We start from the raw sequence: 24,115 nt of genomic DNA, 5'->3' as shown, positions 1-24,115 counted from the left end.
GCCCGGCCGGGCGCCGGCCGCCGGCGGCGCGGAGCCGAGCAGCTCGCGCCCTCCGGACGGGTGTGCCCCGGACGGCCCGGTGCCCAGCGACAGCGCCGCCGCGCCGACCGGCCCGCCGACCGGATGACCGTCTGAGACCGGATGACCGTCTGACCGCCACCCGGTCACGACGCGCGTGCGGCCACCACGCGCCGGACCCCGTAGGCGGCGGCACCGGCGGCCAGCACCGCTGCCCCGGCAACCACCGAGGACAACGGCAGGGCGAAGGCCAGGAGGAGGCAGCCGGCCAGCCCCACCACCGGGATGATCCGCGCGGGACGGCCCTCCTGCGGCCGCAGGGTCCAGGCGGAGGCGTTGGCGACGGCGTAGTACACCAGCACACCGAACGAGGAGAACCCGATCGCCCCGCGCGCGTCCGCGGTCGCCGCCAGCACCGCCACCACCGCGCCGACCACCAACTCGGCGCGGTGCGGCACCTTGTACCTCGGGTGGACGGCGGCCAGGACGTGTGGCAGGTGCCGGTCGCGGGCCATGGCCAGCGTGGTGCGGGAGACGCCGAGGATCAGCGCGAGCAGCGAGCCGAGCGCGGCGACGGCGGCGCCGACACGTACGACCGGTGCGAGCCGGTCGGCGCCTGCCGCCCTGGCCGCGTCCGACAACGGCGCGGCAGCCTCCGCCAGCCCCTTCGGACCGAGGACCGTCAGGACGGCGACGGCGACGGCGGCGTAGACGACCAGGGTGATGCCCAGCGCGATCGGGATCGCCCGGGGAATGGTGCGCTCGGGATCGCGGACCTCCTCGCCGAGGGTGGCGATGCGCGCGTACCCGGCGAACGCGAAGAACAGCAGGCCCGCGGCCTGGAGCACCCCGCCGAACGTGGCGTCGTCGCCGATGTCCAGACCGGCCGCGTCCGACGCGGACGAGGTGAGGCCGGCGACCACTACGGCGGCGAGGACCGCCAGCACCACCGCGACGATCGCGCGGGTCAGCCAGGCCGACTTCTCCACTCCGGCGTAGTTCACCGCGGTCAGCGCCACCACCGCGGCCACCGCGACCGCGTGCGCCTGGCCGGGCCAGGCGTACGAGCCGACCGTGAGCGCCATCGCCGCGCAGGAGGCGGTCTTGCCCACCACGAAACTCCACCCGGCGAGATAGCCCCAGAAGTCGCCGAGGCGTTCGCGGCCGTAGACGTAGGTGCCGCCGGAGGCGGGGTAGCGGGCCGCGAGACGGGCGGAGGAGGTGGCGTTGCAGTACGCGACGACGGCGGCGAGCGCCAGGGCGACCAGCACCCCGGAACCGGCCGACTGCGCGGCCGGGGCGAGTGCGGCGAAGATCCCGGCGCCGATCATCGACCCCAGGCCGATCATGACGGCGTCCGGCACCCCCAGCCGCCGGCGCAGCTCGTCCGGCATCCCGGCGGCGGTCGATGGCTCGCTCATGGGTTCACTCCTTGGCGGCAGGGCCAGTCTTACGGACTCCGATATCGGGAGACGATATATGAGCGCGTGAGCCCGCCCGGAGGGGGGAACGATGCTCCGCCCTGTCCTCCGGCCGCACCGGTGGGCAGGACGCGGACGTCGCGGTGCCGCTCGACGGCTTGCCGGCCCGGGAGCCGGTTCTCCGTCGCGGCCCGGTGCGGTGTGCCGACAACGGCCTCCGTGATCGTCCGCGTCACCGAGCCGGCCGCCGCGTAGGGCGCCCACGGGGTCCCGGAGCCGGGCGACGCCTGCCGCGCCCTCGCGGAGACGTCCGTCGGCCCCACCCGCACGGCGGCGGAGGCCAGGGCCGGGCCGGGGCGCGGGCGGCTCAGCCGCCGGGGTGGCAGCAGGAGTTCTGGTGGAGGGCGTGGGCGATCTCGAGCCAGGTGGTGTTCCGGGGAGCGGGGTGGGGGGCCTGCCGGTGCGTGGCGGTGAGGTCGCCTCGGTGATGGGGAACGCCGTCGCGCAGGACCAGGGGGATGTCGACGAGCGTGGTGAAGTCGCTGAAGGGATCGCCGTCGACGACGGTGAGGTCGGCGATCTTGCCCGGCTCCACGGTGCCGAGTTCGGCGTCGAGGCCGAAGAGCCGGGCGGGAGTGGTGGTGGCGGTGCGCAGGGCCTGGACGGGGGTGAAGCCGTGGGCGACGAGGGCGCGCAGGGCCAGGTGCAGGGACAGGCCGACGGGGACCAGGGGGGAGTCGGTGCCCAGGGCGAGGGTGGCACCGTGGGCGGCGAGCCGCCGGTAGTTGCCGATCTCGGTGGCCAGGGCGTGCCGCTGCTCGGCGGTGGGCTCGGTCCTGGCGCGTTCCTGGACGAGGGCGATGTCCCAGGGCGGCAGGAGGGCGAGGACACGCGGGTCGTCGGCCAGGGCGGGGTCGGCGCCGAGGAGGACCTGGGCGGTGAACGGGGTGGCGATCAGCGCGAAGGAGCCGTCGGCGTACTGCTGGAGGAGATCCTGGTGGAGGTGGCCGGTGGGGGTGGTGGCGTGGCCGTGGGCCAGGCGCTGGGTGGCCTGCAGATGGGTGGTCAGGTCCTGGCCGGCGGCCCGCCCCGGGGAGCACAGGTGGCTGCCGCAGGGGACGCCCAGGTGGTGGGCGGCTTCGGCGGCCTCGGCCATGGTGCGGCCCGGGGCGCGTACGTAGGTCTTGACGAAGTCGACGTCGAGCGCGGTGACGCGCTCCAGGGTGCGCCGCAGGCCGGCGTGGGTGCGGTGGGCGCGGCCCTTGGCGTACGCGGTGCGGGGACCGTCGATGAGCTCCGCGCAGGCCAGCATGCGCGGACCCGTGCTGTGGCCGGAGGCGAGGGATTCGCGCAGCCGGATCGCCTCGTACAGGGACGCGCCCATGCAAGCGGTGGTGGTGATGCCGTAGGCGAGCGCCGCGAGGTGCTGCCGGGCGCCGTAGGTGGCGGTGTAGGGATGGGTGTGGCTGTCGAACAGGCCGGGGATGACGGTGTGGTCCGAGGCGTCCAGGGTGCGGTGGCCCGGGCGGCGCGCCCGGTGGGGTTCGACGGCGGTGATCCGGCCGCCCTCGACGAGGACGTCGACGTTCCGGCGCACGGTGGCGCCGGTGGCGTCCCACAGCCGGCCCGCGTGGACGCGCAGCGGCTCCTGCGACGGGCCCCGTCCGGCGGTCAGCCGGACGGGGAGCGTGCGTGTGCGGGACGGGATCCGTTCCTCGTCGAGGGAGAGCAGGCGCAGACGGCCCGAGGAGAGGTAGAGCAGGGTGGCGGAGTCGCCGGCCCAGCCGGCGTGGTCGGCCGGCTCGTCGGTCAGCCGGCGCATCGGGCCGGCCGGGGTGCCGTCGGCGGTGACGGGCAGCAGGTGCAGGGCCGATTCGGCGATCAGGGCCATCCAGCGGCCGTCGGGGGACCAGACGGGGCCCGCGGCGGCCCGGTCGGCCAGCGACTGGTGGTCGGCGGGCAGGTGGCGCCGCTCGGCGCCGGTGCGGGTGTCGACGACGCGGATGAGGTGATAGCCCTCGCGGAAGCGGCGGTTGAGCCGGTTGCGGTCGCAGAAGGCCACGTACCGGCCGTCGGGTGACCACGTGGGGGAGCCGGGCGGCCCGTCGGTGGCCATGGGCCGGGCCAGCACCCGCTCGACGCCGGTGGCCAGGGTGCGCAGCAACAGATTTCCGGCGACGTCCTGGCAGGCCAGGTGGGTGCCGTCCGGGGACAGTGCCGGATACAGGCGTCCCGGGCCGGTGACCGGCTCGTCGCGCCCGTCGTCCGGACGCAGCCGGCGGACGGCCGTCAGTCCGTCCCGGTCGGTGCAGTACAGCAGGGTGCGCCCGTCCGGCGCCCAGACGGGCATCTGCAGATGGTGGACGGGGGCGGCCTGGACGAGCTTGCGGGGCGCCCCGCCGACGTCCATCAGCCACAGCGCGTTCAACGCCACGAACGCCACACTGCGTCCGTCGGGGGACGGGGCGGGCAGATGGATCCCGCGCACCGGGACGGACCGGGCCGGGTCCCAGTCCCGCGCCTTCACCCGCCGGCGCGGCCGGGGCACCGGCATCCGGGCGGTGAAGGCGACCTCCTCCACCGACGCGGACGGGCCCAGCGTCCGGATGCGGATGCGCCCGTCGGCCACGTACAGCAGCCGGTCCTCGCCCAGCCAGCACGGTGGTGCCGCCGCCAGGTCCTCGTCGTCCGTGACGACCCGGCCGTCGACCATCAGCGCCGCCTCGGCGGCCGGCAGGGACGGCGAGGCGCCGGTTCCGGACAGACGCAGGTAGGCGATCCGGCCCGCCGGGGAGACGGACGGGCACAGCAGCCGGCCCGAGCCGACGCTGTGCACCACCCGCGCCTCGCCGCCCCCGGCCGGTACGCGGACGAGGGCCGGGCCGCCGTCGCTCGCGCCGTCCGGCGTGTGGGCGGCACGGACGCACACCACCGAGCGCCCGTCCGGACACCAGGTGGCGTCGAGATCTTCGAAGTCCCCGCCGGTCAGCCGCCGCACGCGACCGTCGCGCACGTCGAGGACCCACAGGCCGAACGCGCTGCCGGCCACCGCGTCGCCGCCGCGCTCGGAGGAGAACACCAGCCGGGTGCCGTCGGGAGACCAGGCCGCCCCGCGATCGTCCCAGGGGCCGTCGGTGAGCCGGCGCAGCCCGCCGCCGTCGGCCCGCATCGTCCACAGGTGGAAGGTGCCGTCCCGGTAGCCGCACAGCGCCACCGTCCCGCCGTCGGGGGACAGGGCCGGAGCGGTCGCCTCCAGTTCCCAGTCCGTCAGCCGCGTCGCCGCGCCGCCCTCGCGGGGGACCCGCCACAGCACGCCCTGCACCTCGGCGATCAGGACTTTCCCGTCGCGGGAGGCGGTGACCGACCCACCGGTCATCTCTTCGTAGCGCAAGACCCGGTCCTCCCCGGCGGCGGAAGCGGTTCCGGTCCGGGCCACCGGGGAAGCGGCCCCGGCCCGGGCCGCCGCCGGGGAAAGAGCCACTGTCAGCCCCGCGGCGGAAGCCCCCAGAAAGCCGCGTCGGTTGACGGAACCGGAACTCATCTCGGTCTGCCTCCTGCTCGGTTCACCGGCCGAAAGTCCTGCGGGAGGACACGTCGAGGACGAGGGCCCGCGACGCAGGATCCGCTCGACGTCCCGTCACGCCGACGCCGGCCCCCGGTGCTTCGCCGCCCGTGGATCCGGCGCCCACGCGCCCCGCGCCGCACCGTCCCCCCGCGGTCCGGCACCGGACAGGGCCGCCGCCCGCGCCCCGCAAGCCGGGACCGGCGTACGGCGCGGCCACGCACGCCACCCCGCACGGAGCCGAGCCCCGCGCACCCATCGTGCCGACCGGCAGGGAAGTCCCGGCCCGCCACGCCGGACCACGCCAGTAGTCGTACCGGCTACGGCAAGCACCGGGGAGCCGTGCCGCACGCCGTCATCCGGCGGGAGTACCGAGCTGCGGCCCGCCGTGCGGCGGCAGGCCCTCTCGGGCATGCTCATCGCGGGACATACCCGCACATTCCGACCTATCGGACGGAGGCGTCCTTGAAGACGACCCTGCGCATAGCCCTGGCCACCGCGCTGTCCACCGCTGCCCTGTCGACCGCGGCACCGGTCACGGCCGCGCCGACCGCGGCCGAACCACCCCAATACGTCGCGCTCGGCGATTCCTACGCGGCCGCACCGCTGGTGCCGCCGCCCGATCCGGCCAACCCGATGTGCCTGCGTTCCCTGGCCGGCTATCCGCGCGTCGCGGCCGAGGAACTCGGCGCGCGACTCACCGACGTCACCTGCTCCGCCGCCGACACCGACGACCTGAGCACGTCCCAGTTCCCGGGCACCGCCCCCCAGTACGACGCGCTCACGCCCGCCACCGACATCGTCAGCGTCACCATCGGCGGCAACGACACCGACGTCTTCAGCGAAGCGCTGGACTGCGTCAACACCCTGCCCGAGCCCCACGGCACCAGCTGCGCGGAAGAGAACACCGCGGGCGGTACCGACGAGGTCAGGGCCCGCATCGACGCCTGGGCACCGGTCTTCGGCACCGCCCTGGACGAGATCGCCCGGCGCGCGCCGAACGCCGAGGTCTTCGTCGTCGGCTACGGCAACTACCTCCGCACCGACGGCTGCCACCCCGCCCAGCCCTTCTGGAAGCAGGACGCCAACTACATCCAGGGCGTGGTCAACCACCTCGGCGCCGTACTGAGGCGAACGGCCGAAGCGCACGGCGCGACCTTCGTCGACACCTACACCCTGGGGATCGGACACGACATCTGCGCCGCCCCCGCCGACCGCTACATCGAGGGCCTGACTTCGGCACGTCAGGCCGCGCCCCTGCATCCCAACGCCGCGGGTGCCCGGGCCATCGGAGAGGCCCTCGCCGCGGCCGTCCGCGCGACGTCGGCGCCGTCCCCCGGGACGGGCACCGCACTTCCGAAAGCCTCGTGACTCCCGGGGCGCGTGCGGCGAGGACGTCCGGAAACCGAACAGGCGGAACAGCCCGCGGGCGTGCCGTCATCGCGGCGTCAGGGCCATGACGGCACCCGGGGCGACCGGGGCGACGGCGGGGACGAGCAGTCCGTCGCGGACCGCCCGCCGACGCCCGGCGGACGAGCGCTCGCCGGGAGCGCGCCGGACCCTTCACGGTCCGGCCCCGGTCGCTGTCACGGGCCCGTGGGTGTCCGGACGGGTCCCGTTCCGCGCCCGCTCCGCACCCGGACGGCGGACGCGGTACGGAGCGAAGTGCGGCGCCAGGGGTGGCCGGGCCGTTCTCCGGGGGGAACGGGACCGTCGGCCCTCATCTCCCGGCCGTGCCCGGCTCAGGGTGGAAGGACGCAGGACCGCTGCACCAGGCGAAGGACGGGCTGGCGATGTACCCCCACGACGGTTTCCGTGAACTCGGGCGGCAGGAGTGCCTGCAGCTGATGGCCGGGGCACCCGTCGGCCGTATCGTCTTCACGCGCCGGGCCCTGCCCGCCGTGCTGCCCGTCAACTTCCGCCTGGACACCGGCGGCGCGGTCCTGCTGCGCACCGCCGCCGGTTCGGAACTCCGCGCGGTCGACGGCGCGGTGGTCGCCTTCGAGGCCGACGACGTCGACGCCGCCCGGCAGTCCGGCTGGAGCGTCGTCGTCACGGACCCGGCCACGGTGGTGACCGATCCCGCCGAACACCGGCGCCTGGCCCGTACCGGACCGGTCTCCTGGGTGCCCTCGGCGCGGGAGGTCTTCGTCCGCATCGAGGCCGAGCTGGTCACCGGGCGCGAACTCGTCGGCGGACGCTCCCTGTACGGGGTGAGCCTGGCGGTCGCGGACGGATGAGGGCCGCCGGCGGGGCCCGGAGCGGGGGACGGCCGTCCCCGTCGTCCGGGAGGGCGGGTCCCGTCCCGTCCCGCACCGGGCCGGACCGGCTTTCGCGCCCGACGCCCACGCGCACGTGTGCGCCGGGCTCTCCCTGCCGACGGGCCGCGTCTTCCTGCCGGACGGTGCGCCGGGCATGCCGGCCGATCCGTGCGCCGAGCATGCCGGCCGACCCGTGCGCCGAGCATGCCGGCCGACCCGTGCGCCGACCACCGCCCGGTCCACGGCGTGGTCCTCCTCGCCCCCACCGGCATTACCTCGGGACCGGACGAGGCTGTGCTCCGCCGGCCGGCGTCCCTGACCGCTCCGACGGTCCGGGCCGCGGGTGAGGCCGGCCCGGACCGGGGCGATGGGGCCGATCGGCCCTGGTCTCCCGGCCCTGGGATGCGCAAGATGTGGGGGCCGGGGATTCCGGACGGCCTGGACGGTCACACAGCGCGGAACGAGGAGCAACCGATGGCGGACGGCGAGCAGCCCGGACCCGACAGCCCGATCCGGGTCTTCCTGCTGGACGACCACGAGGTGGTCCGGCGAGGGGTGCACGACCTGCTGAACGACGAACCGGACATCACCGTGGTCGGTGAGGCCGCCACCGCGGAGCAGGCCCTGGTCCGCGTCCCCGCCCTGCGCCCCCGGGTCGCGGTCCTGGACGTACGGCTGCCGGACGGGGACGGGGTGAGCGTGTGCCGCGAGCTGCGCTCGGCCATGCCCGACCTGGCCTGTCTGATGCTGACCTCGTTCGACGACGAGGAGGCCCTGCTCGACTCGATCATGGCCGGCGCGTCCGGATACGTGCTGAAGCAGATCCGCGGCTCCGACCTGGTGACCGCCGTGCGCACGGTGGCCCGCGGCCAGTCGCTGCTCGATCCGAGCGCCACCACACGGCTGATGGCCCGGCTGCGGGGCGGACAGCGGAAGGAGGAGGAAGAGCAGCCGGACGCGCTGCCCGGGCTGACCGAACGGGAGCGCGAGATCCTGGCCCTGATCGGTGAGGGACTGACCAACCGTCAGATCGGCCAGCGGCTGTACCTGGCCGAGAAGACGGTCAAGAACCACATCTCCCGGCTGCTCGCCAAGCTCGGCGTGGAACGCCGCGTCCAGGCCGCCGTCATCGCCACCCAGGTCCAGGACCGGCTGAGGCAGGAGGGCCGCTGACGGTACGCGGTGAGCCGCGCCGGCCGTACGCCGCGGCCCGCCGCCCGGCCGCCGCTCCCCCGAGCTCGCGTCCGGTGACGATCACGCTCCAGCCGGAGCGGGTCTCCGCGGGACCCCGTCCGTCTCGAGGGCGGCCACGGTGTCGTCGAACGGGGTGTCGCGGCCGACGGCCACGACGGCGCGCGTCATGACGCCGCTCACGGTGTACGGGCTGCCGTTCACGGCCGTCACCTGCTTCCGCTGCCGTAGGGGGCGTACAGGTCGAGCAGCCGGACCCGGGTGGCGTGCAGGCGCTGGGCGACCACCCGGCCGACCCACACGGCGATCACGCGGCCGAACTCGGGGTCCTCGGCGCACAGCGCCCGTACGGCCTCCGCGTCGAACTCCCAGGCCCGCACCGGGCTCGTGGTCTCGGCGCCCAGGTGCCACACGCACGGCGGGTAGTGCCAGGACCAGCCGATCAGCTCGCCGTGGCCCAGCGACTCGATCACGGCCGCGCGGTGACCGGGGACCTGCAGGTCGAGGGCGACGGTTCCGGTCCGGACGATCCAGAACCGGTCGGCGCGCCGTCCTTCCTCGAACAGGCGCACCCCGGCCGCGAAGGAGACCTCGCGGGCGTGCCGCAGCAGCCCTTCGCGGTGTGCGACCGGGAGACCCGCGGTCAGAGTGGTGGTGGATGTCATCGTTCCGTCTCCTTCCGTGCCCGCCGCCACAGCCGAACGGCGGCTCCGGCCCCCCGATGTTCAGGGTGGGCCCGTCCGACGGAGGACACCACGGGCCGTCCGGCCCTGTCCGAGGGCCTTTCGGCCCCACCGGGACGGCCCTGCGGTGAGGAGCCGGCCGCTCCCGCTCACCGGCCGCTCCCGCTCACCGGGCGGGTCCGCCCGAGGGCGGTGTGTCGCCGGTGCGCCCGGATCCGGGGGCGGACGGCCGCTGCACCTCCCCCTGGACGACCCGCGGGGCCGTGCCCGCCTCCCCGGCGTCGTCCTGCTCCTTCACGGAACGGGCCTCGGCCTTGAGGATGCGGGCCGACCTGCCTGCCGAGCGGGCGAGTTCCGGGAGCTTCCTGGCGGCGAGGACGGCTATGACGACGATGAGGACGACGGCCAGTTCACTCAGTCCGAACATGGATGCGATGCTCCTTCTCGCGAGCCCGGGCGGGGCACAGGTCCGAGGTCCGCGGCACGGACCCGGAGCAGAATCTACATCACTGTAGAGAGATGGCGGGTGGCGTGCGGGAGCCGGTGGCGTCTATACGATGTCTGCCCGGCGAACAGGCGGCGGCGGAAGGGAGGCGGGGCGCGTGGCGGAGCGGCGGGAGGGTTCCCGGCGTCGGGGGCAGGGCGAGCTGGAGGCGCTGGTCCTGGCGGCGCTGCGGGAGGCGGACGGCCCGGCGACGGCCGGCTGGGTGCAGGAGCGCCTGGGCGGCGGTCTCGCCTACACGACCGTCATCACCATCCTGACCAGGCTGCTGGCCAAGGGTGTGGTCACCCGGGAGCGTACGGGCCGGTCCTTCGCCTGGACGCCCGCGTCCGACCAGGCGGGTCTGGCCGCCCACCGGATGCGCCGGGTACTGGACGCCGAGAGCGACCGGGAGGCGGTGCTGGCCAGTTTCGTCACCGGCCTCGGACCGGACGACGAACGCCTCCTGCGGGAGCTGCTGGGCCAGTCGGGGGACGAAGGGGAAGGCTGAGGCCGCCATGGGGGTGTTCGTCCTGTTGCCGCTGGTGCTGCCCCTGACGGCGTGGCCCATCGCGCGCCTCGCCGAGCAGCATCTGCACCCGCGTACGGCGACCCGGCTGCTGACCGGGGTGGCCGCGGTGATGGCGGTGTGCAGCACGGTGTGCCTGGGACTGCTGATGGTGGTCGGCACCGCCCAGTTGCCCGGGAATCCGCTCCCCGACGGCTGGTCCGACCCCGAGGTGCGCGCGGCGGTGCCGTACGACGAGGTGGCCGGCAAGGCGGCGATCCCCGCCCTGTGCGCGGTGCTGGCGGCGTGCGGGCGGACGCTGTGGCGGCACGGGCGGGTGCGCCGCCGTGCCCACCGGGCGCTGGCCGGGCTGCGGGAGACGGAGGCGGCGGTCCTGCCGGACGACGTGCCCTACGCCTACGCGCTGCCGGGCGGCCGACGGGACCGTGTGGTGGTGACCACGGCGTTGCTGGAGCGCCTGGAACCGGCCGAGCGCCGGGCGCTGTTCGCCCACGAACGGGCCCACCTCGCCGCCCGCCACCACCGCTTCCTGCTCGCCGTCCAGCTGGCCGCGCGCGCCAACCCCTTCCTGCGGCCGCTACGCACGGCGGTGGCCTACACGGCGGAACGGTGGGCGGACGAGGACGCGGCGCGGACGGTCGGCAGCCGCCGTACCGTGGCCCGGGCGATCGGCAAGGCGGCCCTGGTGTCGCGCGGCACCCCGGTGGCCACGCTGGCGGGCCTCGCCGCGGCGGGCCCGGTGCCGCGCCGGGTGGCGGCCCTGCTCGGGCCCGCTCCGGCGGCGCGCCGCCTGCCGTCGCTGTTCACACTGGTCGGCCTGGCGGTGTGGGGCGCCGCCGCGGGGACCGCCGTCTCCGCGATGTCGTCCGCGAACTCCGCCGTGACGATGGTCCTCATCCTGTACGCGGCCACCCCCCTGTGACCCCGCGGCGGGCCGCCCGCCGCGGGGCCGGAGTCACTCGGAGGCCGAACTCGTGCGGCGGCAGGTCGAGGGCGTGGCGGGCCTCGCGGACCACGGCCCGCTCGTCCCCGTCGAAGTCGCCGTCGGCGCCGCCGATCACGATGCCGGTCGGATGACCGGCCGCGCCCCGGCGGGCTTCTTCATTCGCCATGGGCGGGGTCCGCGTCGTCGACGCGGACCCCGTGAGGCGGTCCCGCAGGGCCATGAGCACTCCGTACGGGCCGGGAGGCGCCCGGACCGAAGCGCGCCGGGCGCCATGACTGCTACGGCAGTGGAGAAGTCACTCCTCTTCTCACTCCTCCTCTCCCTCGTCCTCGAAGAAGTCCCCGACCTCGTCCACGACCTCCGCCGCGACCATGCCCCCGACCACCCCGACCGCCAGACCGGCGGCGCCCGCGGCGACGGCGGTGCCCATGCCGGGACCGGACCGGTGGTGGTCGTCGTGGGAGCCATGGAGGTCGTGGGGAACGGGGGAGCCGTGGGACGCCCGGTGCTCGACCAGCTCGCGCATCCAGCCGTCGACCTCGGCGGTCCAGTCGCGGGAGTCGTGATGACCGACGGTGAACCTGGTCAGCGCGTCGTGGCCGCCGGAGAAGAGACCGCCGCGCTTGTCGGCCTCCAGGACGACCTCCATGCCGTCCGGACCGGCCAGGAAGGTCACCTCGACCTCGTTCACCCGGTCCGCGTACCGCGGCGGCGGGACGATCTCGATCTCCTGGTAGAAGGGCAGTCGCTGCCCCGTGCCGCCGATGCGCCCGTACTCCAGGTCGGCCGACCGGAAGCCGAAGCCGAGCGTGCCGAACGCCTCGAGGACCGCCTCCTGCACGGGCAGGGGCCCGACGGTCAGCGGGTCCAGGTCCCCCTTGTCCTTCGCCCCCGCCACCGACAGCTCGGTGCGCACGCCGAGCACGATGCCCAGCGGCTGCCCGTACAGCTCGGTGACCGGGGTCTCCCACGGCAGCGTCACGCCGAACGGCACGTCGCGCTCCTCGCCCTCGGCGAGCCGGAAGCCGCCGCCGACCGTGAACCGGTCGAAGGCGACGGCGCCCTCCCCCTCGCCCTCCTCGTGCTCGGTCTCGACCCGCGCCACCAGCTCCAGCGTGATGCCCTCGATGTCGAAACCGGCCTGGCCGCCCTTGAGGCGGACCCGGCCGGTGAGCGTGGAGCCCGGCCGGACCGGACCGGGGTCGAGCACCGTGTCGACGGTGGGGCCGCCCACGCCGAGTGAGCCGAGCAGTCGTTTGAACACCATGGTGGCGTCCACTCCTTAAAGCGTGCGTGTGTTGCATGGAGGGGGTGCCGCCCGCGGGGCGGCACGCGGTATAACTTCTACAAGCGAGTAGAAGCATAGGGGGTCGGTCCGGGAGAGGCTTTGCGTCCCCTTTACAGTTGGTACGGAGCCAGGACATCCTGCTTCCGCGCGTCCCGCCCCACGCGTCCGGGCGCGAACCGTTTCGTACGGCGTTCCGGCCCGGAGCCGGCCTTTGCCCGCACCGCCGAGGAACCGGGCGCGCCGCCCCGGCACTCGGCCGCCGGGGGCACCCCGGAGGCGGACTCCGCCGAACCGGTCGGGCCGGCGGTCCCGGCCACCGCCGGGAACACGATTCCGGCCGGAACCGTTACTCATCCACACACCCACAGAAGGAGCACGTACTTGTCCGCCAGACCGACGGACCCCCCGGGGCACAGTCCCCGACCATCCCGCCAGGCATTCCCTGAGCACGGCACACGGCGGGATGGTGTTCGATGAGTGCCGCGAACGCCCTCCTGGGCCTGCTGGCCGTCTTCGTCCTGACCGCCGGCACCGGATACTTCGTCGCCCAGGAATTCGCCTACGTCTCCGCCGACCGCCTCGCCCTGGCGCGCGAGGCCGGGGCCGGGGACCGCAAGGCCGCCCGCGCCCTGAAGGTGCTGGAGCGGCTGTCCTTCATGCTGTCGGGCGCACAGCTCGGCATCACCGTGACCGGACTGGTCGTCGGCTTCATCGCCGAGCCGTCGGTCTCCGCCCTGCTGAGGCCCGCGCTGTCCGGCACCGGCCTGCCCGGCGCGGCCGTGAGCGGCATCTCCGTCGTGCTGGCCTTCGTCCTGGCCACGGTCGTCCAGATGGTGCTGGGCGAGCTGGCCCCGAAGAACCTGGCCATCGCCGTCCCCGAGCGGCTGGCGAAGGCGCTGGCCGGCTCCACGCTGGCGTATCTGAAGGTCGTCGGCCCCCTCGTGCGGGTCTTCGACGGGGCGGCGAACAGGCTGCTGCACCGGGTCGGCATCGAGCCGGTGGAGGAGTTGCACCACGGCGCCACCCTGGAGGAACTCGGCCACCTCATCGGCGAGTCCCACGAGCAGGGCGCGCTGCCCGAGGACACCGCCGCGCTGCTCGACCACGCCCTGGAGTTCTCCGACCGGACGCTGGACGAGGTGATGGTGCCCCGTGTGGACGCGGTCTTCGTCCGCGAGGACGCCACCGCGGCGGAAGCGGTCGACCTGATCGCCAAGTACGGCCACTCCACCTACCCGGTGCTCGGCGACCACCCCGACGACGTCGACGGCGTCCTCGGTGTGGCCGAGCTGATGCGCCTGCCCGCGGACCGGCTGACCGCCACCACGGCCGGCGCCCTCGCCCGGCGCCCGCTGCTGCTGCCGGACACCCTTCCGCTGCCCGACGCGGTGACCCAGATGCGGAAGCGGGGCGACGAGTTCGCGGTCGTCCTGGACGAGCACGGCGGCGTGGCCGGCATCGTCACCTACGAGGACATCGCGGAGGAACTCGTCGGCGACATCGCGGACGAGACCGACACCGTCACCGCGGTCGCCGTCGCGGACGGTGACGGCTGGCTGGTGGACGCGGGCCGCCGGCTGGACGAGGTGGCCGAGGCCACCGGCGTCGAACTGCCCGAGGAGGAGGACTACGACACCGTGGCCGGCCTGATCGTCGACCGGCTCGGCCGCTTCCCCGCCATCGGGGACCGGCTCACGGTCGGGCTGCCCGGCGGCGGCACCGCCGTGATCGACGTACGCACCCTCGACCGGCACGTGCCCGACCGCGTGCGGATCCAGCAGGACCACAAGACGGAGGAGCAGGCATGAGTTTCCCGATGGCGCTCTTCGTCACCGTGCTGCTGCTGATCGGCAGCGGATTCTTCGTGGCCGCCGAGTTCGCGCTGGTCGCCGCCAAGCGGCACCGCATGGAGAAGGCCGCGGCCGAGGGCCGGTCAGGCGCCGGGGCCGCCCTCGCCGGCATGCGTGAGCTGTCCCTGATGCTGGCCGGGGCCCAGCTGGGCATCACCGTGTGCACCCTGGGCCTGGGCTCGGTGTCCAAGCCCGCGATCTCCCACGAACTCGACCCGCTGCTGCACAAGCTGGGCCTGCCGAGCGCGCTCAGCTACGGCGTCGCCTTCGCCGTCGCCATGATCGTGGTCGTGTTCCTGCACATGGTGGTCGGCGAGATGGCCCCCAAGTCGTGGGCCATCGCCCACCCCGAACGGTCCGCGATGCTGCTGTCGCCGCCCTTCCGGGCCGTGGTGAAGGCCGTACGGCCGCTGATCTCGGTGCTGAACAGGATGAGCAACGCCCTTGTGCGGCTGTGCCGGGTCACCCCGCGCGACGAACTGGCCTCCGTCCACAACCGGGAGCAGCTCACCCACCTGGTGGCGGAGTCCGAGCGGCTCGGCCTGATCAGTGAGACGGACTCGGAGCTGCTGACGCGCTCGCTGACCGAACCGCAGACCCCGGTGCGGGAACTGCAGGTGCCGGCGTCCGAGATCGTCTCGGTGGACGGCGGCGCCGGCGTCGACGAGATCCTGCGCGTCGCCGCGGCCCGTGACCGCACCCGGCTCCTGGTCCGCGAGCAGGGCGTGGTCCTCGGCGCGGTGCACGCCCGCGACGCCCTGGTGGCCCGCGCCCGGGGACGGGCGGCCGGCGCCCGCGCCCTGGCCCGCCCGGTGCCCGAGCTGACGGACGACGCCACGGTCGCCGACGCGATCGACCTGCTGCGCCGCCGCCGGGCCTCGCTCGCCGTGGTCCGCGACGGCTCCGGGCGGCTCACCGGCATGGTGAGCCTGGACGACCTGCTGGCCCGCTTCCTGCAGCCGCAGACGGTGTGACGGCGCCCGGCCGGGCCGTCACCCGTCCGTCCGGCGGCGCCGCTCGTTGTGCCAGGCGATGGCCCGCCGGATGTCCGGCTCGTGCAGTCCGGTCCGGCGGGCGAGCCGCTCCATGGTGAGCCCCGGCGGGCCGGACGTCAGCACACGGGTGATCTTGGCCGCCCAGAGTTCCTCCTGCACGAAGGGACGGCGCCGGTACGTCTCGCGGATCGCGTCGAGGTGCGCCTCGCCGCAGGCGGTCACCCGGCGCAGGCCGTCGGACCAGTCGGCGGTGGGGTGGGCGGAGGACGAGTCCGGAACGTATCCGCGCACCGCCTCACCGGCCGGGAAGGTCCTCGCACAGAGGTCGCACAACTCCAGCGGGAGGTTCTCGGAACGCCGTGCCTGTTTCCCGCGCTTCCACATCAGGGCTCCCGGTGGCCGGATGCGGCCAGCGTACAGCGGGGCACCGGTGGACGGCACGACGTTTGCGCCGGGACCGCACGGCAACCCGGCACCTTCCCTGGCAGCGTGACGCACGGCCGGAACGGGCGGGCGCGCGTCGGCGGAACGGAGGGCCGATGGCCGGCACGAAGGTTTCCGATTACGTCCTTCAGCGCTTGCGCGAGTGGGAGGTGGACCACGTCTTCGCCTACGCGGGCGACGGCATCAACGGTCTGCTGGCGGCGTGGGGACGAGCCGACGACAACCCGAGGTTCGTCCAGTCCCGGCACGAGGAGATGTCCGCGTTCCAGGCCGTCGGCTACGCGAAGTTCTCCGGGAAGGCCGGCGTCTGCGCGGCGACTTCGGGGCCCGGCGCGATCCACCTGCTCAACGGCCTCTACGACGCGAAGCTCGACCACGTTCCCGTCGTCGCGCTGGTCGGGCAGACCGCCCGCAGCGCGATGGGCGGCTCGTACCAGCAGGAAGTCGACCTGCAGAACCTGTACAAGGACGTCGCCTCCGACTTCTGCGAGACGGCGATGGTGCCCGAGCAGCTGCCGAACCTCATCGACCGCGCCTTCCGCACCGCCTACGCGCGGCGCACGGTCACCGCGGTCATCATCCCCGCCGACGTGCAGGAACTGGACTACAGCCCGCCCACGCACGCCTTCAAGATGGTGCCGTCGAGCATGGGGATCGGCCAGTACGCGCCCGTGCCCGCGGACGCCGACATCGAGCGGGCCGCCGAGGTCCTCAACGCCGGTGACAAGGTCGCCGTCCTGATCGGACAGGGGGCCCGCGGCGCCCGCGCCGAAGTGGAGGAGCTGGCGGACGTCCTCGGCGCGGGCGTCGCCAAGGCCCTGCTCGGCAAGGACGTGCTCCCCGACGACCTGCCCTACGTCACCGGAGCCATCGGTCTGCTCGGCACCCGGCCCTCGTACGAGCTGATGCGGGACTGCGACACCCTCCTGATGATCGGCTCCAGCTTCCCGTACACGCAGTTCATGCCGGAGCTGGACCAGGCGCGGGGCGTGCAGATCGACATCGACCCGCACATGATCGGCCTGCGGTACCCCTTCGAGGTGAACCTCGTCGGCGACGCGGCCGAGACACTGCGCCGCCTGCTGCCGCGCCTGCACCGCAAGAAGGAGCGGTCCTGGCGCGAGAAGGTCGAGAAGGACGTCGCCCGCTGGTGGGAGGTCATGCAGCGGCGCGCCGCCGTGGACGCCGACCCGATCAACCCGGAGTACGTGGTGCACGCCCTCGACGGCAGGCTCCCCGACGACGCGATCGTCACCGCCGACTCCGGTTCCGCCGCCAACTGGTACGCCCGCCACCTGCGGCTGCGCGGACGGATGCGCGGCTCCCTCTCGGGCACCCTCGCGACCATGGGGCCCGGGGTCCCGTACGCCATCGGCGCGAAGTTCGCGCACCCGGACCGCCCCGCCATCGCCCTCGTCGGCGACGGCGCCATGCAGATGAACGGCATGATGGAGATGGTCACGGCCGCCAAGTACTGGCAGGGCTGGTCCGATCCGCGCCTGATCGTGGCCGTCCTCAACAACCGGGACCTGAACCAGGTCACCTGGGAGATGCGCGCGATGTCCGGGGCACCGCAGTTCGAGGAGTCGCAAGCCATTCCCGACCTGCCGTACGCCGAGATCGCGCAGCGGATCGGGCTCGAGGGCGTCCGCGTGGAGAAGCCGGAGCAGGTCGAGGAGGCCTGGGACCGGGCCCTCTCGGCCGACCGGCCCTTCGTCATCGACTTCCGCACCGACCCCGCCGTACCCCCGATCCCCCCGCACGCGGAGCTGGACCAGATCGAGGCCGCGGCCTTCGCGGTGCTCAAGGGCGACAGCGACCGTGCCTCCATGGCCAAACAGGGCTTCCTGGCCAAGGTGCAGGAGATACTCCCGGGCACCCGGCACCGTTCCGACCGTCCCGGCGCCGGAGCCGGCGACAGCACCGGCAAGTGAGCCGGCCGACGCGTCCGCCGGGGTACCGGGGCCGCGGGCGGCGTCGAGGACGCCGACGTCCTCCGGCCCGGCCTGGCGCGGCCGGAGCGGTCACCGGGGGCCGAGGACGAGCGCGCCGTCGGCGCCGAGGGCGACGTCCACGTCGCTGATCCGGTCGAGCGTCTCCCGCAGCCAGGCCCGCTCCTCGTCCGCCGCGGGCTCCAGCCGCATCCGCCGCGCCCTCAGCGGCACCATGCGCAGCCCGGACGGCCGCCCGCCGTCCGGGGACACCGACAGCAGACAGGCGAGCCGCAGCTCGTCGCGGTACTCCTCGTAGCCGGTGATGCCCTCGTAGTCGTCGACGAAGTCGCCACAGCCGTACAGGATCACCCGGCCCCGGTACACCTCGACCGGGCGGGGGTGGTGCGAGGAGTGGCCGTGGACGACGTCGACACCCCCGTCGACCAGCGCATGGGCGAAGCCCACATGGCTCCGCGGAACATGGTGGCCCCAGTTCGATCCCCAGTGCACGGACACCACCGCGATGTCACCGGGGCGCTTCGCCCGCCGCACCCGCCGGACGACCGCCTCCGCCGCGGTGGCCGAAGGCTCCGCGAGGTACGCCACTCCGGACTGCTCCGCCGTCGCCGTCCAACTCGGCGGGATGCCGCTCGACATCATCCCCAGGGCGAACACCAGCACCCGGCCGCCGTCGACGGGGACCACCGCCGGCGCGTACGCCTCGTCGGCGTCCCGTCCCGCGCCCGCCGTCCTCAGGCCCGCGCCGTGGAGCACGTCCAGCGTCTCCCGGAGCCCCGGGCGGCCGAAGTCGAGCACGTGGTTGTTGGCCAGGACGCACACGTCGGGCCGCGCCACCGCCACGGCGGGCGCGTTGGCCGGGCTCATCCGGTAGTGGACGGCCTTCCCGGGCGCGAACGCGTCGCTCCGCGTGACGGAGGTCTCCAGATTGACGATCCGCACGTTTGGGGCGGCCTCCTCCAGCACCCCCAGCGCCCGGCCCCACGGCCACGGGAACGGGACCGGGCGGGGAACCGGGCCGTTCACGGCCTCCGCCAGCTCCACGTAGCCGCGGGCGTCCCGGATCCACTCCTCCCGCAGCGCGGGATCGCCCGGGTGCGGGAGGATCTGGTCGACACCGCGCCCGAGCATCACGTCCCCGCACAGGAACAGCGTCACCGTCCCGGCGCCCATGCCTCCACCGTAGGACTACGGCACGCCCAGTTCGAACAGGACGTACCCCGCGTACGAGCCGGAGGCCAGGGCCGCCGTGCCCAGCACCGTGGCCAGCGAGGGCCACCTCAGCCGGCGCATGGCCAGGGCGAGCGGGACGAACAACGGGAACAGGGGGAGCAGATAGCGGGAGACGTTGCCGAAGTACTGCTGGGTCGCCATCACCATCAGGTACGACAGCACCGTGTACACGACGAGGACGACGGGCGGCCGCAGCCGCACCAGCAGCACCGTCAGCACCGGCACCAGCAGCACCACCCCGACCCCGATCAGGTCCTCCACGGGCATCGCGAACCGGTAGTCGAAGTGCCCGACGGGTACGGAGGTCAGCACGTCGAGACTGTGCCGGCCCCAGTCGAACTTGTGGGCCCAGGCGCCGTCCTGGAGCTTGTTGTAGCCGCCCCAGTCACCCATCCGGTAGCCGACCCAGCCCAGGTAGCCGACCGCGCCCAGCGGGGCGATCGCCACCGCGGTCAGCGGGCGGCGGATGCCCTCCTCGCGGCGCCACACCGCCAGCAGCCCGGCGACGGCGAGGGCGGCGACCAGGGTGACGGCGGTGGGCCGGGCGAGCCCCGCGGTGAAGGTCAGCACCCCGGCGGTGAGCCAGCGACGGGTCATCACCGCGTAGCAGGCCCAGGCGGCCAGCGCCGTGTACACGGACTCGGAGTACACCGCCCACTCCGCGCCGGAACCGGGCCACACGGCCCACAGCCCCACGGCGATCAGACCGGCCCGGCGTCCGCCCAGCCGGGCCGTGACGGCGTGGATCCCGAGCGCCGCGACGAAGGAGAACACGACCGACACGGTCATGCCGGCGCCGTACGGGCCGAGCCCGGTGACCTCGGACACGATCCGCATCAGCGCCGGGTACAGCGGGAAGAACGCCGCCGAGTTGCCCTCGAGGGTGATCAGCCCGGTGGCGCCGGGTATCGGCTCCAGTGCCGGGTCGTAGCCGTGCAGGGCGATCTGCTGGTACCACCAGCCGTCCCAGCTGCCCAGGACGTCCCAGGTGTGGGCGCCGCCGCCGAAGCGCGGATGCTTCTCGCGGAAGTCGCCGGCCGAGTCCAGCAGATACATGAAGACGGCGAAGCCGACGAGCTTCAGCGCGCCGTACACCGCGAGGACGGGCCCGTAGTGCGCGGCGGCGCGGCGCAGCCGCTCGCGCGGGTCCGGGGCGGTCGGCGGGGCGTCCTCGGCACGGGGCACGGGGGACGGGGCCGGGCCGGCCTGGTCGGCCGGGGCGATGGTCATGAGGTCGGGGATCCTGTCGTACGGCGGGAGCGTCGGCCGGGGAACACCCAGGCCCGCAGGAGGAGGAAGCGCAGCAGGGTCGCGGCGAGGTTGGCGGCGATCAGCGTCAGCAGCTCCACCCGGGGTCCGGACCCGGGCGCCGTGCGGTGCAGCACGGCCAGCGAACCGCTGGTGAGGGCGAGGCCGACCAGGAACGCCGCCAGCCCCTTGAGCTGGTGGCGCAGCACCCCGGTCCGGCCCCGCACCCCGAAGGTGAGCCGCCGGTTCGCGGCGGTGTTGGCGACGGCGCTGGCCAGCAGGGCCAGCGCGTTGGCCGCCTGGGCGCCCGCGGCGGGCCGGAGCAGGCCGTACAGCAGCAGGTAGAACAGGGTGCTGGCCACCCCGACCGCGGCGAACCGGATCAGCTGCGGGACCAGCGCGGGCGGCAGGCCGGCGGCCTCGTCGAGTTCTTCGGGGCGGCGCAGTGCGGCCAGCGGCAGCCGGCCGCCGGCCAGCACACGCCCCAGCCGGGCCATGCCGCGCAGGTCCGCCAGCGCCGTGGACAGGATGTCGACCCGGCTGTCGGGGTCGTCCACCCAGTCCACCGGCACCTCGTGGATGCGCAGCCCGGCGCGCTCGGCTATCACCAGCAGCTCGGTGTCGAAGAACCACTCCCGGTCCTCGACCAGCGGCAGCAGCCGCTCGGCGACGTCCCGCCGCACCGCCTTGAAACCGCACTGGGCGTCGGAGAACCGCACGGCGAGGGCGCCGCGCAGCAGCCCGTTGTAGCAGCGGGAGATGATCTCCCGCTTCGGCCCGCGCACCACCCGGGAGCCACGGGCCAGGCGGGTGCCGATCGCGATGTCCGAGTGCCCGGAGATCAGCGGGGCCACCAGCGGCAGCAGGGCCGCGAGATCGGTGGACAGGTCCACGTCCAGATAGGCGAGCACCGGCGCGGACGACCGGGACCAGGCGGTGTGCAGGGCCCGGCCGCGGCCCTTCTCGGCCAGCCGTATCCACTCCGTCCCCGGCAGTTCCCGGGCCAGCCGCTCGGCGATCGCCGGGGTGCGGTCCGTGCTGGCGTTGTCGGCGACGGTGATCCGGAAGGTGTAGGGGAAGGTCTCCGCGAGGTGCGCGTGGAGCCGCCGGACACAGGGCTCCAGGTCGTTCTCCTCGTTGTGCACGGGCACGACCACGTCCAGAACGGGTTCCGGATGGTGCGCCGGCAGCGGCGCCCGGCGCGGCAGCGCCACCTGCGCCGCGGACGCGGCGGATGAGCGGCGGTCGGTCGGTGCCGGCCGCCTCGCGGTTCTCATGACGGGTTCACGGTCTCTTTCCGGCGTACGGCATGACGGGCCCTGGTGGCGGCATGCCGGATACGCCCGAGTGATGATCGGGGACACGGCCCGGGACGGCTTTCGCCCACGGGCGGGACGGCGGTGCGGTCTAACCGCTGCCGGGCGACTCCTCGTCGGCCGAGGCGGAGGGCGACCGCGCCGCCGTGGTGGACGGCGGGGTGGCCGGCGGCGCGGAGGCGGACGGCGGCGGTGCCGTCGTGGCCCGCCCGGTCGAGCCCGGCGTGGTGGTCGGCGGGAGAGAGGTCGGTGTGCCGCCGTACCCGGGTGCCGTGGTCGCGGACGTGCTCGTCGGCGGCAGGGAGAAGCTCGGGTCCGCGCTCGGGACGGACGTCGGCGGCGGGGACACCGGGGGCGGCGTCGGACCGGTCGCCGGCAGCGGCCCGCGGTCGGCGGGCAGGGACCGGGAGTCGGCGCCGGGCAGCAGGGCCAGCCCGACGCTCAGCCCGGCCACCGCGAGGGCCGACCCGCCGGCCCGCCACAGCATCCGGGACCGGCGGCGGACCCGGATGCCCTCGTACAGCCGCTCCTGGTGCTCGGACCGGAAGGAAGCCGGCTGCCGGGTGTCGCGCATCATGCGCGTCAGCTCACGCTCGAAGTCGTCCATCGCTTCTCCCCTCACCCCACGGGCCTGACGGAGTCGGACAGGATCTGCCGCAACCGCGCCACCCCGCGCGACGCGTGGGAGCGCGCGGTGCCCACCGGGCAGCCGAGGACCTGTGCCACCTGGCCCTCGGGCAGGTCCTCGCAGTAGCGCAGCACCACCGCGGCCCGCTGCCGGGGCGGCAGCAGTGCCAGCGCGGCCTCCAGCCGCGAGCGCTCCGCGACGGCCGACGACACGTCGCCCGGCCCGGCCCGGTCGGGCAGTTCGCCCACCGGACGCTCCCCCCACCAGCGGCGCCGGGCCGAACGGGCCGCCATCCGTACCAGCACCTGGCGCACGTACGCCTCCGGGGCCTGCTCGGCGACCCTCGGCCAGACGAACCACAGCTTCACCAGGGCCTCCTGGACGAGGTCCTCGGCCCGCTGCCGGTCGCCACCGGTGAGCAGCCGCGCGACATGGAGCAGCGCCGGCCAGCGGGCGGCCACGAACTCGTCGAAGCCGTCCACCCGAAACCGCTCCATCCCCACCGCCCGTGTCCGAACAACCCTTCACACCTGAGACAAAGACCTACGGCCCGGCGAAACGATGCACCCAAGTGCTGTGATCTGCCTCACCCCGAGCGCGCCTCACTTCGAACACGCCTCACCCCCGGACACCGGACACGCTCGCCCCCGGACACGCGAAAGGGCGGGCCGTACGCCCATGACCGCGTCACAGCGATCGACGGACGTACGACCCGCCCCCGGGGCGGTGGCCGGTCCTGCCTACGTACGGTCACCCTTCGGCTTGCCCCGCTGGTCCGGGGTGCCGTGCGGCGGCGGGCTGGACGGCTGCGGCGAGGTGGCGGGCGAGACGGGGGACCCGGCCCGGCCGGCGCCCTGTTCGGGGCGCAGCGCGCCGGGGTCGCCCGACGTCGGCTCGGCACCCGCGTTCAGCTGCTCCAGCCGGGCCGTCAGCAGCTGGGTCGCCGGGACCCGGTCGGCGTGCGACCGCTCGTAGGCCAGCAGCTCCTCGACCTCGTCCGCGGACAGCGAGCGGATCCGGCTCTCCAGACCGCCGATGGGCAGATGGTCGTAATCGGGCAGCGGCAGGGTGTTGCGGGCGGGATCTGCCATGGCTCTCACTTCCCTGTGTACGACGTTGCGGGCCCCGGCGGCGGGCCGCCGGGGGAGCGGGACGGTCAGTGGCCGCCCGGTCCGCCGCTGCCGAACGCCCCGCTGCTGTCCTCGTTCCAGCGGGGCCGCTCCTGCGACGCGCTCGTGCGGCTGCCGGCGTTGCCGTGGCCCTTCAGCTCGTGCGGCAGCAGCCGCTCGTCGCTCCTGGGCACCTCGTCCGGCTCCCGCCGCTCCCGTGTCTCCCGGACCGGGCCCCCCTCGGGCGTCCGGGGCTGCTCCTCCGGGCCGGGCCGGCGCACCGTGCTGTTCCTGACCCGGCGGCTGCCGAACACGAACATGCCGATCAGCAGCGCCACGACCACCACACCCGCCACCACGAGCCCCGCACCGAGGGCGCCGCGGCCCGCGGCGAGGTCGGCCGTCTCCATCCACGCGGTGTTCATCATGGCTCGCGGGTACCCCTGGTCCCGTCCACCAACCTGCCCACCTCACCGCGCCGCGCGGATGCCCGCCGCGGAACCCGGGAAATCGCGCGGAACCCTTGCGGGCACCGGGTTTGACCGCCGGGGCGGCGGCTACCCGCGTGGTGTGACGACGACATCCCAGGAAGAGCTGTTCCGGTTCCTGGAGGACCGTTTCGCGTGCGCCCAGGCATGCACCGAATGCGCGCGGGCCTGTGCGACGCGGGCGAGCCTCGTGGACCCGGACGGCACCGAGAACCAGGAACTCGTACGGCGCAAGGGCATCATGTGCGCGGAGGTCTGCGACGCGACCTGCCGGGTGCTGTCCGAGCAGAACCAGGTGGACGAGGCGACCATCCGCGTCCAGGTGGAGTGGTGCCGCCAGGTGTGCCTGGAGAGCGCCCAGGTGTTCGACGGCTGCTCCGGTGCGGAACAGACGGCACAGGCGTGCCGCGCCTGCGCACGGGCCTGCACGGAGTTCCTCGCCACGCTGAACTGACCGGCCGGTGAGCGAGGG

General features: G+C 74.5%; 23 protein-coding genes and 1 pseudogene. 9 read left to right on the top strand and 15 right to left on the bottom strand.

Annotation, left to right across the window (positions count from 1 at the left end):
* Positions 1–164: 164 nt before the first annotated feature.
* Together KUM38_RS22990 and KUM38_RS22985 are read right to left on the bottom strand one after the other, a co-directional pair.
* On the bottom strand, positions 165–1,439 hold the full coding sequence (locus tag KUM38_RS22990; protein WP_217131311.1) for an APC family permease: 1,275 nt from the start codon (positions 1,437–1,439) through the stop codon (positions 165–167).
* 367 nt (positions 1,440–1,806) lie between these two features.
* Complete coding sequence (locus tag KUM38_RS22985; protein WP_217131310.1) at positions 1,807–4,980, bottom strand: amidohydrolase family protein; 3,174 nt, start codon at positions 4,978–4,980, stop codon at positions 1,807–1,809.
* Between the two features lie 486 nt (positions 4,981–5,466).
* Between KUM38_RS22985 and KUM38_RS22980 the strand changes: the two genes are divergently transcribed.
* From KUM38_RS22980 to KUM38_RS22970, 3 genes are all read left to right on the top strand, one after another.
* Positions 5,467–6,372, top strand: a complete 906-nt coding sequence (locus KUM38_RS22980; RefSeq protein WP_217131309.1) for an SGNH/GDSL hydrolase family protein — start codon at positions 5,467–5,469, stop codon at positions 6,370–6,372.
* 422 nt (positions 6,373–6,794) lie between these two features.
* Positions 6,795–7,241 carry a pyridoxamine 5'-phosphate oxidase family protein gene (locus tag KUM38_RS22975; protein WP_217131418.1) on the top strand — a complete coding sequence of 149 codons (447 nt, stop codon included), beginning with the start codon at positions 6,795–6,797 and terminating at the stop codon, positions 7,239–7,241.
* Positions 7,242–7,736: 495 nt separating this feature from the next.
* Complete coding sequence (locus KUM38_RS22970; RefSeq protein WP_217131308.1) at positions 7,737–8,435, top strand: response regulator transcription factor; 699 nt, start codon at positions 7,737–7,739, stop codon at positions 8,433–8,435.
* Between the two features lie 81 nt (positions 8,436–8,516).
* On the opposite strand, the gene KUM38_RS22965 is transcribed toward KUM38_RS22970, so the two are convergent.
* The 3 genes from KUM38_RS22965 to KUM38_RS22955 all read right to left on the bottom strand — a co-directional run bounded on the left by KUM38_RS22965 (position 8,517) and on the right by KUM38_RS22955 (position 9,563).
* Positions 8,517–8,657 carry a hypothetical protein gene (locus KUM38_RS22965; protein ID WP_217131307.1) on the bottom strand — a complete coding sequence of 47 codons (141 nt, stop codon included), beginning with the start codon at positions 8,655–8,657 and terminating at the stop codon, positions 8,517–8,519.
* 5 nt (positions 8,658–8,662) lie between these two features.
* Positions 8,663–9,118: a Crp/Fnr family transcriptional regulator gene (locus tag KUM38_RS22960; RefSeq protein WP_217131306.1), complete on the bottom strand. Its 456-nt coding sequence runs from the start codon at positions 9,116–9,118 to the stop codon at positions 8,663–8,665.
* Positions 9,119–9,302: 184 nt separating this feature from the next.
* Positions 9,303–9,563, bottom strand: a complete 261-nt coding sequence (locus tag KUM38_RS22955) for a twin-arginine translocase TatA/TatE family subunit (protein WP_217131305.1) — start codon at positions 9,561–9,563, stop codon at positions 9,303–9,305.
* A 130-nt stretch (positions 9,564–9,693) separates the two neighbouring features.
* Here KUM38_RS22955 and KUM38_RS22950 point away from each other — a divergent pair, with 130 nt between their 5' ends.
* Positions 9,694–10,128 carry a BlaI/MecI/CopY family transcriptional regulator gene (locus KUM38_RS22950; protein ID WP_254397607.1) on the top strand — a complete coding sequence of 145 codons (435 nt, stop codon included), beginning with the start codon at positions 9,694–9,696 and terminating at the stop codon, positions 10,126–10,128.
* Positions 10,129–10,135: 7 nt separating this feature from the next.
* A complete protein-coding gene (locus KUM38_RS22945) occupies positions 10,136–11,068 on the top strand; it encodes a M56 family metallopeptidase (RefSeq protein ID WP_217131303.1) in 933 nt (310 codons plus the stop codon).
* A gap of 40 nt (positions 11,069–11,108) precedes the next feature.
* On the opposite strand, the pseudogene KUM38_RS42070 reads toward KUM38_RS22945, so the two are convergent.
* Both KUM38_RS42070 and KUM38_RS22935 read right to left on the bottom strand, forming a co-directional pair.
* Positions 11,109–11,248: pseudogene (locus KUM38_RS42070) on the bottom strand (TerB family tellurite resistance protein); the annotation flags it as partial.
* A gap of 151 nt (positions 11,249–11,399) precedes the next feature.
* The gene (locus tag KUM38_RS22935; protein ID WP_217131302.1) at positions 11,400–12,359 is read right to left on the bottom strand and encodes a sporulation protein; all 960 of its coding nucleotides are present in this window, start codon (positions 12,357–12,359) and stop codon (positions 11,400–11,402) included.
* Positions 12,360–12,853: 494 nt separating this feature from the next.
* Between KUM38_RS22935 and KUM38_RS22930 the strand changes: the two genes are divergently transcribed.
* Both KUM38_RS22930 and KUM38_RS22925 read left to right on the top strand, forming a co-directional pair.
* Positions 12,854–14,188 carry a hemolysin family protein gene (locus tag KUM38_RS22930; protein WP_217131301.1) on the top strand — a complete coding sequence of 445 codons (1,335 nt, stop codon included), beginning with the start codon at positions 12,854–12,856 and terminating at the stop codon, positions 14,186–14,188.
* Positions 14,185–15,204 (top strand): hemolysin family protein, encoded by a 1,020-nt coding sequence (locus KUM38_RS22925; RefSeq protein WP_217131300.1) that lies wholly within the window; start codon positions 14,185–14,187, stop codon positions 15,202–15,204. Before KUM38_RS22930 ends, KUM38_RS22925 begins: the two co-directional genes overlap by 4 nt.
* An 18-nt stretch (positions 15,205–15,222) precedes the next feature.
* Here KUM38_RS22925 and KUM38_RS22920 read toward each other — a convergent pair whose 3' ends face one another.
* Entirely contained in the window at positions 15,223–15,609 is a 387-nt protein-coding gene (locus KUM38_RS22920) for a hypothetical protein (RefSeq protein ID WP_217131299.1), read from the bottom strand.
* 155 nt (positions 15,610–15,764) lie between these two features.
* On the opposite strand from KUM38_RS22920, the gene KUM38_RS22915 reads away from it, so the two are divergent.
* Positions 15,765–17,603, top strand: a complete 1,839-nt coding sequence (locus tag KUM38_RS22915; RefSeq protein ID WP_217131298.1) for a thiamine pyrophosphate-requiring protein — start codon at positions 15,765–15,767, stop codon at positions 17,601–17,603.
* 90 nt (positions 17,604–17,693) lie between these two features.
* Here the strand turns inward: KUM38_RS22915 and KUM38_RS22910 are convergent, their stop codons facing one another.
* The 7 genes from KUM38_RS22910 to KUM38_RS22880 form a co-directional block, all read right to left on the bottom strand.
* Positions 17,694–18,794 carry a CapA family protein gene (locus KUM38_RS22910; protein ID WP_217131297.1) on the bottom strand — a complete coding sequence of 367 codons (1,101 nt, stop codon included), beginning with the start codon at positions 18,792–18,794 and terminating at the stop codon, positions 17,694–17,696.
* A gap of 15 nt (positions 18,795–18,809) precedes the next feature.
* Entirely contained in the window at positions 18,810–20,084 is a 1,275-nt protein-coding gene (locus KUM38_RS22905; RefSeq protein WP_254397606.1) for a glycosyltransferase family 39 protein, read from the bottom strand.
* Entirely contained in the window at positions 20,081–21,379 is a 1,299-nt protein-coding gene (locus tag KUM38_RS22900) for a bifunctional glycosyltransferase family 2/GtrA family protein (protein ID WP_217131296.1), read from the bottom strand. Before KUM38_RS22900 ends, KUM38_RS22905 begins: the two co-directional genes overlap by 4 nt.
* Positions 21,380–21,509: 130 nt before the next feature.
* Positions 21,510–22,025, bottom strand: a complete 516-nt coding sequence (locus KUM38_RS22895) for a cellulase (RefSeq protein WP_217131295.1) — start codon at positions 22,023–22,025, stop codon at positions 21,510–21,512.
* An 11-nt stretch (positions 22,026–22,036) separates the two neighbouring features.
* Positions 22,037–22,543, bottom strand: a complete 507-nt coding sequence (locus KUM38_RS22890) for a SigE family RNA polymerase sigma factor (RefSeq protein ID WP_217131294.1) — start codon at positions 22,541–22,543, stop codon at positions 22,037–22,039.
* Between the two features lie 243 nt (positions 22,544–22,786).
* A complete protein-coding gene (locus KUM38_RS22885; protein ID WP_217131293.1) occupies positions 22,787–23,137 on the bottom strand; it encodes a hypothetical protein in 351 nt (116 codons plus the stop codon).
* 65 nt (positions 23,138–23,202) lie between these two features.
* Positions 23,203–23,580 (bottom strand): DUF6479 family protein, encoded by a 378-nt coding sequence (locus KUM38_RS22880; RefSeq protein ID WP_217131416.1) that lies wholly within the window; start codon positions 23,578–23,580, stop codon positions 23,203–23,205.
* Between the two features lie 145 nt (positions 23,581–23,725).
* Here KUM38_RS22880 and KUM38_RS22875 point away from each other — a divergent pair, with 145 nt between their 5' ends.
* Positions 23,726–24,097, top strand: a complete 372-nt coding sequence (locus KUM38_RS22875) for a ferredoxin (protein WP_217131292.1) — start codon at positions 23,726–23,728, stop codon at positions 24,095–24,097.
* Positions 24,098–24,115: the final 18 nt, after the last annotated feature.

Origin of the sequence: Streptomyces sp. AC558_RSS880, from assembly GCF_019049255.1 — a bacterium.
Lineage (GTDB): Bacteria > Actinomycetota > Actinomycetes > Streptomycetales > Streptomycetaceae > Streptomyces.
The sequence above is the reverse complement of the archived record's forward strand: the minus strand, read 5'-3'. Positions and strand labels throughout refer to the sequence as shown.